The organism is Erwinia persicina, from assembly GCF_019844095.1.
GTDB classification, from domain to species: Bacteria; Pseudomonadota; Gammaproteobacteria; order Enterobacterales; family Enterobacteriaceae; genus Erwinia; species Erwinia persicina.
This window is the reverse complement of the sequence record NZ_CP082141.1, coordinates 2,282,042-2,297,568: the sequence shown is the minus strand read 5'-3', so window position 1 is coordinate 2,297,568 and position 15,527 is coordinate 2,282,042. Positions and strand designations below refer to the sequence as shown.

14 protein-coding genes are annotated in these 15,527 nt (G+C 52.5%); 2 read left to right on the top strand and 12 right to left on the bottom strand.

Annotated elements, in window-relative coordinates; genetic code table 11:
- Positions 1-7: 7 nt before the first annotated feature.
- The gene (locus tag K6L24_RS10405) at positions 8-877 is read right to left on the bottom strand and encodes a crotonase/enoyl-CoA hydratase family protein (protein WP_062743163.1); all 870 of its coding nucleotides are present in this window, start codon (positions 875-877) and stop codon (positions 8-10) included.
- 253 nt (positions 878-1,130) lie between these two features.
- Complete coding sequence (gene araD, locus K6L24_RS10400) at positions 1,131-1,829, bottom strand: L-ribulose-5-phosphate 4-epimerase (protein WP_062743162.1); 699 nt, start codon at positions 1,827-1,829, stop codon at positions 1,131-1,133.
- Positions 1,830-2,233: 404 nt separating this feature from the next.
- Here araD and osmB point away from each other — a divergent pair, with 404 nt between their 5' ends.
- Entirely contained in the window at positions 2,234-2,452 is a 219-nt protein-coding gene (gene osmB / locus K6L24_RS10395; protein ID WP_062743161.1) for an osmotically-inducible lipoprotein OsmB, read from the top strand.
- Between the two features lie 53 nt (positions 2,453-2,505).
- On the opposite strand, the gene yciH is transcribed toward osmB, so the two are convergent.
- The 5 genes from yciH to pgpB form a co-directional block, all read right to left on the bottom strand.
- Positions 2,506-2,832 carry a stress response translation initiation inhibitor YciH gene (yciH, locus tag K6L24_RS10390; protein ID WP_062743160.1) on the bottom strand — a complete coding sequence of 109 codons (327 nt, stop codon included), beginning with the start codon at positions 2,830-2,832 and terminating at the stop codon, positions 2,506-2,508.
- On the bottom strand, positions 2,832-3,548 hold the full coding sequence (gene pyrF, locus K6L24_RS10385) for an orotidine-5'-phosphate decarboxylase (RefSeq protein WP_062743159.1): 717 nt from the start codon (positions 3,546-3,548) through the stop codon (positions 2,832-2,834). Before pyrF ends, yciH begins: the two co-directional genes overlap by 1 nt.
- Before the next feature lie 206 nt (positions 3,549-3,754).
- A complete protein-coding gene (gene lapB, locus K6L24_RS10380; RefSeq protein WP_062743158.1) occupies positions 3,755-4,924 on the bottom strand; it encodes a lipopolysaccharide assembly protein LapB in 1,170 nt (389 codons plus the stop codon).
- A gap of 6 nt (positions 4,925-4,930) precedes the next feature.
- Positions 4,931-5,239, bottom strand: a complete 309-nt coding sequence (locus K6L24_RS10375; RefSeq protein WP_062743157.1) for a LapA family protein — start codon at positions 5,237-5,239, stop codon at positions 4,931-4,933.
- Positions 5,240-5,413: 174 nt separating this feature from the next.
- Positions 5,414-6,178, bottom strand: coding sequence for a phosphatidylglycerophosphatase B (pgpB, locus tag K6L24_RS10370; RefSeq protein WP_062743156.1), 765 nt, complete (start codon positions 6,176-6,178; stop codon positions 5,414-5,416).
- Between the two features lie 228 nt (positions 6,179-6,406).
- Here pgpB and ribA point away from each other — a divergent pair, with 228 nt between their 5' ends.
- Positions 6,407-6,997: a GTP cyclohydrolase II gene (gene ribA, locus K6L24_RS10365; protein ID WP_062743155.1), complete on the top strand. Its 591-nt coding sequence runs from the start codon at positions 6,407-6,409 to the stop codon at positions 6,995-6,997.
- A gap of 80 nt (positions 6,998-7,077) precedes the next feature.
- Here the strand turns inward: ribA and acnA are convergent, their stop codons facing one another.
- From acnA to topA, 5 genes are all read right to left on the bottom strand, one after another.
- Positions 7,078-9,759: an aconitate hydratase AcnA gene (gene acnA, locus K6L24_RS10360; RefSeq protein ID WP_118664071.1), complete on the bottom strand. Its 2,682-nt coding sequence runs from the start codon at positions 9,757-9,759 to the stop codon at positions 7,078-7,080.
- 553 nt (positions 9,760-10,312) lie between these two features.
- On the bottom strand, positions 10,313-10,429 hold the full coding sequence (locus tag K6L24_RS10355) for an AraC family transcriptional regulator (RefSeq protein ID WP_222682272.1): 117 nt from the start codon (positions 10,427-10,429) through the stop codon (positions 10,313-10,315).
- A 52-nt stretch (positions 10,430-10,481) separates the two neighbouring features.
- Positions 10,482-10,640 (bottom strand): YmiA family putative membrane protein, encoded by a 159-nt coding sequence (locus tag K6L24_RS10350; protein ID WP_072277393.1) that lies wholly within the window; start codon positions 10,638-10,640, stop codon positions 10,482-10,484.
- A 501-nt stretch (positions 10,641-11,141) separates the two neighbouring features.
- Positions 11,142-12,116, bottom strand: coding sequence for an HTH-type transcriptional regulator CysB (gene cysB / locus K6L24_RS10345; RefSeq protein WP_062743153.1), 975 nt, complete (start codon positions 12,114-12,116; stop codon positions 11,142-11,144).
- A gap of 298 nt (positions 12,117-12,414) precedes the next feature.
- Positions 12,415-15,015 (bottom strand): type I DNA topoisomerase, encoded by a 2,601-nt coding sequence (gene topA / locus K6L24_RS10340; RefSeq protein WP_062743152.1) that lies wholly within the window; start codon positions 15,013-15,015, stop codon positions 12,415-12,417.
- Positions 15,016-15,527 lie beyond the last annotated feature (512 nt).

The following is a 15,527-nucleotide window of genomic DNA, read 5'->3' as shown; positions in this document are numbered from 1 at the left end:
AGGGGAATCAGCCCGCTTTCAGTAACGTCTGCGCGCTGTGACGGTTTTGCAGTTGGACTAAACGCTCCATATAGGCAATATCCTTTGGCTCCATGGTAAAGGCGAAATCGACCCAGTCCTCCGTGATATCCATCAGCTCAGCCCGGGAGAGTTGCAGTACGCGCTGACGCGCTTTCAGCATCGCCCTTACCCCATTAAGTTTCGGTCTTAACGTATCGATAAAGGTGCGCGTACAGCGGTAACCGTCTCCCGGCTGGAATAGCCGATCGACCAGGCCCCGGGTTTCGAACCACTCTGCCGTATGCGATTCACCCTCACAGATCAGCTCCTCCGCCAGCTTCATCCCGGAACGACGCGCGACCAGCGAGTATCCACCCATTCCCGGAAACAGGTTAAATGCGATCTCCGGAAATCCCATGCGGGCGGTGTTTTGTGCGAGGATAAAATGGTGCGCCAGCGCCGCCTCGAAGCCACCACCCAGTGCGCTTCCTTCCACCATCGCAATACTGACGGCTCCCGTATCGAACCCGCGTGCAGCGGCATGGATACAGTCAACGCACGCGCGGGCGTAAGCCCTCAGCGCCTCCCGCCGTCCGTTCTTGATAGACTCCACAAAAAAGCGCAGATCTCCCCCCGCGTTAAACATGGTGGGAACCAGTGAGCCCGTTACCCAGAAGTCGATCTGCAATCCTGAGCGCTGGGCGGCATAGCTGAGGTTCATGATCTCTTCGATCAGTTGATGGTTAAAACTCGGACGTGGCTGCGCCCGCAGCATCATCCACATCGTGCGGCGCTCTTCCTCGTAATAAGCGGACAGCTGGGTCATTTGTCCCGCTTCGTTAAACAGCCTGCAGGTAGTCTGATTTACAACAGTCATAAAAATATCCTCTGTTTAGTTATGCGTTATACGCAGCCCCAGCCTAATCCAGAGTCTGTCCGTGCTAAATGGGTGTTTGATTTTTAAGAAAAATAACAGATAAAGCCGTCGGAAATATGCGCGACAGCGCCTGCGGGCAGGAGGGAGGAAAAACGGGCGAAGGACGCAAACGGCGGCAGCCCGCCACGCTGACGGTATGCCGCTAAGTGATGTGTCATGCAGGCAGGATAGCGGTCAGCCGCGGGTATATCGGTTATTTCTGTCCGTAATAGGCATTTTTACCGTGCTTGCGCAGATAGTGTTTATCCAGCAAGACCTGCTGTACCGCCGGCAGCTGCGGGGTCAGTTGTTGACTGAAAATGCCCATATAGGCCACCTCTTCCAGCACCACCGCGCTGTGGACGGCGTCTTCGGCGCTGCGACCCCAGGCAAAAGGCCCGTGTGAGTTAACCAGCACAGCGGGGATCGCTAAGGGATCGATACTGCGCTGTTGCAGCGTTTCAATGATCACCTGCCCGGTTTGCCATTCATAGCGATCGCGGATTTCGTCGTCGCGCATCTGTCGGGTACAGGGAATGGCCCCGTAGAAATCATCGGCATGGGTGGTGCCCCATGCGGGCAGATCTTTTCCTGCCTGCGCCCAGATGGTGGCATGACGCGAATGTGTATGGACAATCCCCCCAATATGAGGCCAGGCGAGATAGAGCGCACGATGCGTATCGGTGTCAGATGAGGGCCGTTTATCGCCTTCAATCACCTGCCCCGTGGACAGGTCTACGACGACCATATCGTCCCGCTTCATGTCGTCATAGCTGACGCCGGAGGGTTTGATGACAATAACGCCCTGCTCACGGTCAATGGCGCTTACGTTGCCCCAGGTAAAAGTCACCAGTCCATAGCGCGGTAGCGCAAGGTTAGCGTCCAGCACCTGCTGCTTGAGATGTTCCAGCATGTCGTTTTCTCCACTGTGGCCGGGCATTTATTGTCTGCGCCACAGATGAAGACGGGTATGGAGGCAATGGCTGTATCAGCGGCAGGATCCGGCTGGACACAAAATTTTGCGGGGCGGTTCGAAAAAAATAGCCGGGGAAATTAAGATTTTTTACCTGTAAAGACGTCCAGCAATATTTCAAAATAAGTTATTGCCTTTACCCCAGTGATAGTTAGAAGTCTTACTATCCGGTTAAGGTGAGGGAGTCCTGAGCCGGCGGATTCACACACAGACAATTATTTACGCGAATTTTACGCGTTCGGTGACATAAATCACCAGAAAACAAGCCGGTGCAGGCTCGATAACGCAGAGCCTCTTCTATACTTGATGAGTATCTCTGGTGCTGCAATTAAGGAGTAGTAAATATGTCAATCACTGCAAAACGCATTACCGCCGGCTTGCTGGCCGCTACATTAGTTCTTTCCCTGAGCGCATGCTCAAACTGGTCTAAACGCGATCGTAATACAGCAATCGGCGCAGGTGCTGGCGCTATTGGTGGTTCTGTTCTGACAAACGGAAGTGGACTGGGTACCCTGGGTGGCGCCGCAGTAGGTGGGATCATCGGACATCAAATCGACAAATAATAAAGCAGCGTATCGCGGGCCGAACGCTGTTCGGCCCTGTTAAGCGGTAAAACTTACCCCCCGGCCAGTTTTACTTTAAACCCTTTAGCTTCCAGTAGTGTTTTTAACAGGTCGCGTTTATCGCCCTGAATTTCGATGACTCCCTCTTTCAGTGCTCCGCCGCAGCCACATTTCTTTTTAAGTTCAGCCGTCAGTTTCGTTAATTCCGCATCATCAAGATCAATACCGCTAATCAGGCAGACACCTTTACCCTTTCGGCCGCTGGTCTGGCGCTGTATACGCACTATGCCATCGCCCTTCGCCCGCTGCACTACTGCTTTAGGTTCGTCAATTCGTCCGGTTTCCGTTGAGTAAACCAGCCGGCTGTTGTCATCGGCCATTATGCCTCCTGTAAATCGTTCAGGATGCTACGCAGTGTACTGGCCGGATCGGCGGATTGTGTAATCGGACGACCGATCACCATATAATCAACCCCTGCCTGCTGCGCCTGCCGGGGTGTCATAATCCGCCGTTGATCGCCCGCATCGCTGCCTGCCGGGCGAATGCCGGGTGTGACCAGCCGGAACGTCTGCCCGATAGCCTGTTTGAAATGCCGGGCTTCCTGAGCAGAACACACCACGCCATCAAGCCCGCACTGTTGGGTCAGGCGCGCCAGGCGCCCGGCCTGCTCTGCCGGGGAGAGTTCAATACCAAGACCGCGTAAGTCATCAGCGTCCATGCTGGTCAGCACCGTGACCGCAATCAGCAGTGGCGCATCCTTGCCAAAAGGGACCAGGGCTTCTCGTGCTGCCGTCATCATTCGTGCCCCGCCGCTGGCGTGGACATTGACCATCCATACACCGAGGTCTGCCGCTGCCGCCACGGCATGGGCCGTAGTATTGGGAATATCATGGAATTTCAAATCAAGGAAAACCTCAAAGCCACGCTGTTGCACATCGCGCACCCACTGAGGCCCGAAGCGCGTAAACATTTCTTTGCCAATCTTGAGGCGGCAGCTGCCGGGTTCAATCTGGTCAATAAACGCCAGGGCGTTATTGCGGTCGGCATAATCTAACGCCACCACAATCGGTGAGCCGGTTATCTGAGGTAATAGCATGGGAATCCCCTCTTAAAGTGGAGCACCGCGTGGCGCAAACGATAAACGGGATGCATTCTACCTGTGACACAGGAAAATGCACAGCGAATCAACTCTCTTCCTGTATGACCGAAGACAACGCTGATGTTACTGGCACCTTTATTAAAAAACCTCGTTGGTATGTTGTAACTAAAGTGGGTAATTCCCCCACCACAGGCGGGTTCTGTTTACTGGCCGTCGAGGCCTCTGATCGGTTTAACGGATGACCAGGCACGGCATGACGGGCAGTGCCAGTAAAGAGCATGGGCCGTAAACCCACATTTATGGCAGCGGTAGCGCGGTTTGGTGCGGATTTGTTCACCGACCATATCACGCAGCACCATCAGACTGTCCTTAGCCCGGCCCTCTTCCGCCTCCTGCAAGTTGAAATCCATCAGACGATGGAAAACACGCATAGTAGGATGCCGCTGAAGCTGACGTGTAATGTAGGTTTGCGCGACTTCCGGGCCCTCTTCACGATCGAGAATACCCGCCAGATAAAGCTCGGCCGCTGCACCGGTATTTTCTTCGACACAACGTTTAAGATACTCCGCCCAGGCCTGAGGTTGCCCCAGGTGTTCGTAGCATCCTTCCAGCATCTCAAGGGTTTCGCTGACCAGTTCTTTATCCTGCTCAATGACCCGCTGTAAATGCCCTACCGCTTTCTGATATTCATTCTTAGCCATATGAATACGGCCCATCATAATCGAAACCCGGGCACTGCTTCGGTCGGCGGACTCTCCTTTTTTCAGAAGACTCATCGCGCGGTCAAGATCGTCGCTGCTGATGGCCTGAAGCGCCAGCTCACAGTAAAAGTGAGCAATTTCCATTTTCAGGCGATCTTTACCCTGTTTAACCAGCCGTTCGGCGACTTCAATCGCATTTGGCCAGTCACTGGTCGCCTGGTGGATCACCAGCAACTGCTGCAGGGCGCTGATGCGAAAATCAGTTTCATCCACCAGTTGGCCAAACATCTGTTCAGCACGATCGTAAAATCCGGCCGCCATGTAGTCACGTCCCAATTGCTGGATAGCCAACAGCCGCTGGTCATAGGTAAGAGAAGAACTTTCCATCAGAGCCTGGTGAATGCGTATTGCGCGATCGACCTCACCGCGAGAGCGGAACAGGTTACCCAGCGTAAGATGCGCTTCGACCGTGCCGCTATCCTCTTTCAACATATCGAGGAAAAGATCGACGGCTTTATCCTGCTGATTAGAAAGCAGGAAGTTCACCCCGGTCACGTAGTCACGTGACAGGCGGCTGGCCTCCTGTTGCTTATCCTGTTGCGCACTTCTGCGCCCCATATACCAGCCATAGGCGGCGGCGACGGGGAGTAACAGAAACAGCAGTTCTAACATAGGTGATTATTCCTTGACGACAGTAACCTGTGACGTTGTCACAGTTTCTTCTGTCTGCCCCAGTTGCTGCTGAAGACGTTTAATTTTGCGTTGAGCATGCGCCAGTGAAACACGAACACGCAGCCAGAACAGCCCACAGATTGCCCAGCCTAACAGGAAGCCGGCAGCAAAAAGTGAAGCCAACAACGTTGAAACACGGAACTCACCCTGCGCCAGCAGATAGTTGAACGTCACCACCTGATCGTTGTGCGCGCCCAGCGTGACAGAAATGACGAAAATCGCCAGAACCACTAAAAAAATCAGCAAATATTTCACAGTTCATCCCATAACCTGGTGTTAACCAGATGAATTATGCCAAAAAAAACGCGCTTATGCTTGCACAGATATGAGGATGCCCCCAGATTGCCCTCCTGCCTCCCTCATGTCACTCCAACTGCGCATAACAAGCTGACTGAACTAAGTGGGGGCAGAAAGGCGTCTTTACAATCATCAGGCGTCATTTTCCCGTTCCGCGATCTCCTGCTGTTCCTGCGGCGGTACGGTTAACGGACCGCAGAAACGCTGGGCCAGCCAGGTCGCCAGGGTAATGAATAACCAGCTAATCAGCGTGGCCACAATTAAATCACGCGGCCAGTGCATACCCAGCATCAGGCGACTGCCCATTACTGCAGTAGCCCACCCCATCAGCAGGATAAGGGTAACGTAGCGGCGACGCGGCCACAGCAGGCCGACACCCAGCAGCGCCCAGCTGGCGGCAAACATCGTATGGCCCGAAGGGAAAGCAAAGCCTGTTTCAAATGCCCAGTGCTTTTTTAACCAGCCAGGCAGTTGCGGATTGTCCGCGACGGCATCACGCACAGTGATACTGCGCTGTTTACGTTTCTGCTCATAGAATACCTGCCCATTAATACCGTAGGTTTTTTCCAGCCAGAGCACATAGGGACGCGGCTCCTGCACCTCTTCTTTAATCAGGCTTTTGGTGTACTGTCCGGTCAGCAAGGCGCCAATAATTATCCCCAGCAGGAAGACCGCCGGTTTCCAGCGAAAGCGGAGGCACCAGAGAAACCAGCCGCAAAGAATGGCACTGGTCAGTATTCCCCACGGGCTGGTGACCGTTTCGGTAAACCAGAAGAGGACTTTATGGCCCCACCCCATCTCTCCAGGCTGCCACTGCCAGCCTGACAGCATCACCCCAACAGGCATAATCAGGAGTAACAGCATGCCAAGGGTGGTACGTTTAAGGATATCTGCCATGTGTTTTTCCTTAGCGCCGTTGATATCACAACCTTGTTATAAGATTGGCTTTAAAAATAATAACATAAGGATTGTGATAGCGATAATTGTGCGCTATTAAATCAATCGCTCTAACGTGTTAACCTGCGCGCGCCGTGTTGTGGCAAAATAGCCTCAATTGTTGGCGTCAGGTCACTGACACTGCGCTATCAGATCATAGCGCAACACCTGAAGTTTCTGGAGAGTCACATGCAGCTTAAACGGGTAGCAGAAGCGAATCTGCCCACACCATGGGGAGATTTCCTTATGGTAGGTTTTGAAGAACTGGCAACCGGGCATGACCATGTTGCCCTGGTTTACGGCGATATTTCCGATAGTAAGCCAGTGCTGTCACGCGTCCATTCCGAGTGTCTGACAGGCGATGCTCTCTTCAGCCTGCGCTGCGACTGCGGTTTTCAGCTGGAAGCCGCGCTGACGCAGATCGCGGAACAGGGGCGTGGGATCCTGCTTTACCATCGTCAGGAAGGACGCAATATCGGTCTGCTGAACAAAATCCGGGCCTATGCCCTGCAGGATAAAGGCTACGACACGGTAGAGGCGAACAATCAGTTGGGCTTTGCTGCCGACGAGCGCGATTTTACGATTTGTGCGGATATGTTCAAACTGTTGGGCGTGCATGAAGTCCGGCTGCTGACCAATAATCCAAGAAAGGTAGAGATTCTGACGGAAGCCGGGATTAATATCACCGAGCGCGTTCCACTTATTGTGGGAAGAAACCCTAACAACGCGCATTATCTGGATACCAAAGCGGCGAAGATGGGTCACCTGCTGTCAAAGTAATCCCTCATGCGGTCCCCTTAGGTGATAAAAAAAACCGGCCTGATGGCCGGTTTTTTGTGCTCTGAGGGCGGTAAAAGCGTTTACTGCAGCATGTTACGGATCACGTAATGCAGAATGCCGTCATTCTGATAATAGGTCAGTTCGTTGCCGGTATCGATACGACAGCGCGTATCCAGCACATTCTTGCTTCCGTCCGTCCGCGTCAGCGTCACTTTGACCACACCGCCGGGCGTCAATTGCTGAAGATCCTGCACATCAATCAGTTCATCGCCGGTCAGCCCCAGTGTTTTACGCGTCACCCCCGTTGGGAATTCCAGCGGTAAGATGCCCATACCGATCAGGTTAGAACGGTGAATACGTTCAAACGACTCGGCAATCACCACCCTCACCCCCTGCAAACGTGGGCCTTTTGCCGCCCAGTCGCGGCTGGAACCAGAGCCATACTCTTTACCGGCAATCACGGCCAGCGGAATACCCGCCTGCTGATAGCGCATAGCGGCATCATAGATCGCCATCTGTTCATTTCCGGGAATAAAGCGTGTCATCCCGCCTTCCACACCCGGGACCATTTCGTTACGGATACGGATATTGGCAAAGGTACCGCGCATCATCACTTCATGGTTACCACGACGTGATCCATAGGAGTTAAAGTCTGCACGCTCAACACCGTGCGCAAGCAGGTAACGTCCCGCCGGACTGTCAGCTTTAATGCTTCCTGCCGGAGAGATATGGTCAGTGGTCACAGAATCACCGAGCATCGCCAGGATTCGTGCACCCTGAATATCCTTAACGGGCTTAGGTTCCTTTTCCATATCATCAAAGAAAGGTGACAGGCGAATATAGGTTGAGCCTTCATCCCAGTCATAAGTCGCCGCTTCACTGACTTCGATTTGCTGCCATTCCGGCGTGCCTTCAAACACTTCGGCATATTCTTTATGGAACATATCGGTGGAAACCATCTGGACAGCTTCAGCAATCTCCTCCGGAGAAGGCCAGATGTCTTTGAGATAGACAGGATTACCGGCCATATCTTCGCCAAGCGGGTCAGTCTGCAGGTTTAACGTCATATTGCCCGCCAGGGCATACGCCACAACCAGCGGCGGCGATGCCAGCCAGTTAGTTTTAACAAAGGGGTGGATACGCCCTTCGAAATTACGGTTACCAGACAGGACGGCACCCACCGTCAGATCACCTTCTTTAATGGCATTTTCAACTTCATCAGGAAGCGGGCCGGAGTTACCGATACAGGTGGTGCAACCGTAACCCACCAGGTTGAAGCCCAGCTTGTCGAGGTAGGGTGTCAGACGGGCCGCAGCAAGATAATCAGAAACAACTTTTGAACCGGGAGCGAGTGAGGCTTTCACCCAGGGTTTACGGTGTAACCCCAGAGAGACAGCTTTTTTCGCCAACAAACCGGCTGCCATCAGCACGCTGGGATTGGAGGTGTTCGTACAGGAAGTGATCGCGGCAATTACCACCGCGCCGTCCTCCAGCTGATGCTGCTGACGGGTTTTACTGTCCTGGTACTGCACCGCCTTATGCGCTTTTTGGGCCTGATTGACTTCCAGTTCATTGCTGGCACGGAATGCAGCGGGCACATCACCGAGTGCCACGCGATCCTGCGGCCGTTTCGGTCCGGCAAGGCTGGACTCAACCTGCCCCATATCCAGCGCCAGCGTACTGGTAAACACCGGTTCATCGCCCGTTTCACGCCACAGCCCTTGCGCTTTACTGTACGCCTCCACCAGTGCCACCTGTTCCGTACTGCGCCCGGTGAGCTTCATGTAGCTCAGCGTTACGGCATCAACAGGGAAGAAACCACAGGTAGCACCATATTCCGGTGCCATATTGGCAATGGTGGCGCGGTCAGCTAGCGGGAGATCGTCAAGACCGTCACCGTAGAATTCGACGAATTTACCCACCACACCATGTTTACGTAGCATTTGCGTGACCGTCAGCACCAGGTCAGTGGCGGTAATCCCAGGCTGGAGCTTTCCGGTCAGCTTAAAACCGACGACATCCGGGATCAGCATCGAAACCGGCTGGCCCAGCATCGCGGCTTCGGCCTCGATGCCCCCCACTCCCCACCCCAACACGCCCAGCGCATTGATCATGGTCGTGTGTGAATCCGTGCCGACCAGCGTGTCGGGGTAAGCCACTTCCTGTCCATCTTGCTGCTCGTGCCAGACGGCCTTACCCAGATATTCCAGATTGACCTGATGACAAATGCCGGTTCCGGGGGGCACCACGCTGAAACGGTTAAAAGCTTTTTGCCCCCAGCGCAGAAACACGTAACGTTCGTGGTTACGCTCCATCTCCAGGCGGACGTTTTCTTCAAATGCATCGTCATCGCCGAAGTGGTCAACTGTGACCGAGTGGTCAATCACCAGGTCAACGGGAGAAAGGGGGTTCACTTTGGCCACATCGCCACCAAGACGGTTTACCGCTTCACGCATCGCCGCCAGATCCACCACCGCCGGTACACCGGTAAAGTCCTGCATCAGCACGCGCGCGGGCCGATAGGCTATCTCGCGCTCGGCATGGGCATCTTTCAGCCAGCCGGCCAGGGCATGGATATCTTCTGCGGTAACCGATTCGTTATCCTGCCAGCGCAGCAGATTTTCCAGCAGCACCTTCATGGATTTTGGCAGGCGTGAGATATCACCCAGTTCAGCAGCGGCTTTTGACAGGCTGTAATAGTGATACTGCTGGTCGTGGACAGACAGGGTGTCATGAGTGAGTTGGCGTAGGGTCGTTGACATTGCTCCTCCATTGCGTGTTCTTTTATACATTCAACCCAAACCATCGCAGAGGCAGCGAACCCACAAATGCAGATGCCGGGTAAAACCTTATTAATAACAAGGTCTGTATAAACATAGCACAATCAAGACGCAACGTTTTGATAACAACACTAATTGACAAGTACTGAAACAAACTGAAAATTAAAAAACAAAAACGCCCTGCGACAGTCATCGGCAGAGCGTTATTGTTACTACGCGAGAAGTTTATTAATAATGGGTATTAACGCACCATCATTGCAAGCCATAGCGCGCTGGTCCAGAACAGAGCAGAAAATGTCCACGTGCTGAACTAGGTAATTTGAGTTAAGTTCATCGTCATACTCCTTCCGGCCATCGGTGACCGTAACGTACGTCATTAAACTCACGTCATTTACACCGCGAGTTTTACCGTTAAGTGATGGGTTAGCATCAAAAATGGGCGTTAAAGTGCCCTGACCAGTGAAGCAGCCTGAATGGTAATAAGAGCTATTTTATTTATAAGTCTCAGAAAAAAACTGAGTAATTACTGACTAAATTATTTGGCTTTCGTATCTTCGAACATTGACTCAATAAAATGACGCTGCAGGTCGTTCATTTCCCAGGATGCCGGGATGGCCTGCTGAGGATCATTCTTACCCTTAGAGACGCTCATTGGTTTTGCGTAACTGTTGCGGTTTCTGCTCTGGCTGTCTCAGGTACATTAGTTACCCCCACATACGCCAAACGGATAAGCCCACGACCACCCAAAACAGTGATGAAACAGCGAAAACCGTCAGCCAGGCTTTGCGTCTCAGATTGCTGTTACGCTCAACCTTGATGGTTTTATCCCCGAAGCCGGGTTGTACAGATAATCTCGTCGCCATAGTTTTTGATAATCACTCTCATTAAAACGATTGTTTGAACCAATCAGAAATTAGGATGAATCCTAAACATTCTCTGTTGCAAAATCCAGTAATTTTTATTGTACAAAACGATAAAGAGGTTTAATCAACCATGAATAAGATTAATTAAAAGTACTAACTCAACTTCGCCGGAATAAATAAGACTTAACACAAACTCAACCCGGCGCTTTCTGCAGTAGTTCCATTCTAAACTAGAGTTTTCCAGTAAAAGCCTTTGGTTGCGGGCGATACTGACAACTTATAACTAGAGTATGAGAATCATCTTAAGGTAGCGCAAAGAGGTGGATTGAAAATTGTGTACTGTTTCTCATTTAAGAAATAACAATCAATAAACATGTGATACATGTTTCATTTACGAAAAAATAATGAAAGGACGTTAAAGAATGGAGGAGCGAGGCGCATCAGAAGATAAAAAAAGAGCCGCGCTGCGGCTCTCAATGTCACTCATCATCACAGCTGAGTTTATTTTGCCGGAAGTTTGATGTCTTTGAACATCGCTTCGATATCTTCGTTAGAACGTAGCCCGACGGCGGTATCCACCACATCCCTTGTCAGGTGTGGCGCGAAACGCTGGATAAAATCATACATATAGCTGCGCAGGAAGGTGCTCCGGCGGAAGCCGATTTTCGTTGTGCTGAAGCTGAAAACGTCAGTGGCTTCAATCCGGACCAGGTCGGGATCAGAGACCGGATCTACAGCCATGCTGGCAATCACCCCCACACCCAGGCCCAGTCTGACATAGGTTTTAATCACATCAGCATCTGTAGCGGTAAAGACAATACGGGGAGTCAGGCCGGCACGATTGAAGGCAGTGTCCAGTTCTGAACGGCCCGTAAAACCGAAGGTATAGGTCACTAACGGATACTCCGCCAGCTCCTCAATTGACACTTTGCTTTTCGCTGCCAGAGGATGATCAGGCGTGACAACGATGGCGCGATTCCAGTGATAACACGGCAGCATGATCAGGTCGTCGTAGAGATGCAGTGCTTCAGTGGCAATGGCAAAGTCCGCATTACCTTTCGAGACTGCTTCAGCAATCTGCGTCGGAGAGCCCTGATGCATATGGAGGGAAACACGCGGGTAACGTTCTATAAACCCTTTAATCACATTCGGCAGCGCATAGCGGGCCTGGGTGTGCGTGGTTGCAACATAAAGCGACCCTTTATCAGGCCAGGTATGTTCACCGGCGACCGATTTAATGGCGTCCACTTTTGACAGGACTTCGCGTGCGATGCGGATGATTTCCTGCCCTGCTGGCGTGACCTGGGTTAAATGTTTGCCGCTACGGGCGAAAATCTGAATGCCCAGCTCGTCTTCCAGCATACGGACTTGCTTACTGATCCCGGGCTGCGAGGTGTAGAGTCCTTCGGCCGTTGAAGAGACGTTGAGATTGTGATTCACCACTTCAACGATGTAACGCAGCTGCTGCAATTTCATTTTTCATTCCATCCAGGGTTTGAAACAATGCGCCGACAACCCGGTAGCAAATGAGAGCCGGACTCAGGTAATCGATCTGTAACCGTAATCGCTGTCGATGCAGCAAAGCGACAGGGCTCATGCAGCGGCAGCTTCAGGTCCGAAGGTTATAATACGAATAAATAATAAGAAAGGGATTATCTATAACAACTATATCAAAAATGAGGGAGATGTATAGTGGCGGCAGAGCAAAGCCGCAGAGAAGATAAGCAGGAGCGAGCCGCACGGGGCGGCCCGCTCACTGACGGGAAGCGCGACGTTACTTCTTCGCGGTGACTTCCCATTTGCCGTCAACGAAGAAGGCAGACCAGCCAGTGGCTTTTCCGTCTTTTTCTGTGCTGACGTACTGCTGTTTCGTTTTGCGGCTGAACCGCACCACGGCTTTATTGCCGTCCGGATCGGTCGCCGGGGCATCGGCCAGATAGCGCAGTTTCTCCGGTAAGCGATCGCGGAAGCGCTGCAACTCCTCTACCTGCGGCGCGCGGGTTTCACGCGATTTAGGGAAGGTATTAGCGGCCAGGAACACACCGGCAGCCCCGTCACGCAGGACAAAATACGCATCTGACTTCTCACACGGCAGTTCAGGCAGTGGGACCGGATCTTCTTTCGGTGGTGCCACTTCGCCGCTGCGCAGAATTTTACGCGTATTTTTGCATTCGTCATTGGTACAGGACATGTACTTACCAAAGCGCCCCATTTTCAGGTGCATTTCAGAACCACATTTCTCGCACTCTACGATCGGACCGTCATACCCCTTGATACGGAACTCGCCCTGTTCGATCTCGTAGCCATCACACTCCGGATTATTACCGCAGACGTGTAGCTTGCGCTGAGGGTCGATTAAGTAGCTGTCCATCGCCGTGCCGCATTTCTGGCAGCGGCGACGGGCACGCAGCGCATTGGTTTCCGCATCGTCCCCTTCGAGAATATTCAGCACTTCATTCTCGGGGATCAGGTTAATCGTCTGCTTGCAGCGCTCTTTCGGCGGTAGCGCATAGCCAGAGCAGCCGAGGAACACGCCGGTGCTCGCCGTGCGAATACCCATCTGACGGCTACAGGTCGGGCAGTCGATCGAGGTCAGGATCATCTGATTAGGCTGCATACCGCCTTCTTCCGGATCCTTTTCTGCCTGCGCCAGCTGGTCGCTGAACTCGGCAAAGAACTGATCCAGCACCGCTTTCCACTGCGCTTCGTTTTTCGCGACCTTGTCGAGATTGTCTTCCATGTGGGCAGTGAAGTCATAATTCATCAGATCGCGGAAGCTTTCTTCCAGACGGTCTGTGACAATCTCGCCCATTTTTTCTGCATAGAAGCGGCGGCTTTCAACCTTCACATATCCGCGATCCTGAATGGTCGAAATAATCGAAGCGTAGGTTGAAGGACGACCGATACCGCGTTTTTCCAGCTCACGCACCAGCGAGGCTTCGCTGAAGCGAGCCGGGGGCTTGGTGAAGTGCTGGCTCGGCACCAACTGCTGCAGGCTGAGTTCACTGCCAACCGCAACGTCTGGCAACACGCGATCTTCATCACCCTTACGCAGTGCAGCCATCACTCGTGTCCAGCCATCAAAGCGCAGCGTGCGCCCTTTTGCCTTGAGTTTGAAGTCTGCGGCTTCAACGGTCAGCGTGGTGGAGTCGTACTGCGCGGGCATCATCTGACAGGCGACGAACTGACGCCAGATCAACTGATACAGCTTCTGCGCGTCGTTTTCCATATCTTTCAGCTGCTCGGACTGCACTTTGACATCTGAGGGACGGATGGCTTCATGCGCTTCCTGAGAGTTCTCTTTGCTGCTGTAGACATTGGCGGCTTTCGGCAGATATTTCGCGCCGAATTCATCTTCGATGTAGCCGCGAACCATGCTGACGGCATCCTGGCTCAGGTTGGTTGAGTCGGTACGCATATAAGTAATATGGCCGGCCTCATACAGACGCTGGGCCATCATCATGGTTTTCTTCACGCCAAAGCCCAGGCGGGTGCTGGCTGCCTGCTGAAGCGTGGACGTAATGAACGGAGCGCCTGGCTTACTGCTGGTCGGCTTATCTTCACGATCGGCCACCACATAGCGTGCTTTTTCCAGCAGGCTGACGGCGGCGTGAGTCTGCTCACGGTTCACCGGACGGAAAGGCTTATCACCCTGGTGGGTGACCTGCATCGGCAGATCAACCCCTTTCGGCGTGGTCAGCTCAGCGTTCAGATCCCAGTACTCTTCCGGAACAAACGCTTTGATTTCGCGCTCACGCTCCACCACCAGCCGCACCGCGACCGACTGGACGCGGCCAGCGGACAGCCCACGCGCCACTTTTTTCCACAGCAGCGGCGATACCATGTAGCCCACAACACGGTCCATAAATCGGCGCGCCTGCTGGGCATTAACACGGTCTATATTCAGTTCGCCCGGCTTTTCAAACGCCTGTCGAATCGCATTTTTGGTGATTTCGTTAAACACGACGCGACTGTACCGCGACTCATCGCCACCGATCACTTCCCGCAGGTGCCATGCAATGGCTTCCCCTTCGCGGTCAAGGTCCGTTGCGAGATAGATGTGGTCAGCTTTCTCAGCCAGTGCCTTCAGCTCAGCGACAACTTTTTCCTTACCTGGCAGGATCTGGTAATTAGCATCCCAGCCATGATAAGGATCGACGCCCATACGGTTGACCAGGGCCGTCTTTTCGTCTTTTTTGACCTTTTTGGTTGTTTTACTGGTTGTAGAGTCAGCGCTCTTTTTAACTGTTGATCCACTGGTCGGCAAATCGCGGATATGGCCCACACTGGATTTAACCACGTAGTCATTACCGAGATATTTATTGATCGTTTTGGCTTTTGCCGGGGACTCAACTATTACGAGAGCTTTTCCCATAGTTACCTTTACCTGATTAAAACATCCGAGAGTAATTTGTGCCGTTTATGCTTATCACATCGTGCACTAACGTTAAGGTTATCGGGATTAAAAAGATCCAACCCGGCTAACTTTTCATCAATTCAGTCATAATAGTGCTCGTTGCAACCAATTGATAAACGGTACCTTTTACCACCTGTTAAGCGAATCTCTAACATAGCGTAAAGTCTGTTTTACGCCCGGAACCCGAAACGCCCACACTCTACCTGATAAAATCTGTTACGCAACTTAATTAGCACCATGCCCACATTTCCGCCAGGAATGGCAGCGAAAACAAAAAAATTTGTTCAGTTTGCATCACGCGCATTAGCGATTTTACGTAACGCTTAGTTAACCTGACGGCAATACTATAAAGGAGGAAAAAGCAGAATCTGTGATTCAGCATAGCCAGATAAGCAACAATTGGTTGATAACATCTGAATTTTTCCACTTGAACCCCCCACTGCCGTTGATTACATTGACCCGACGGCCTG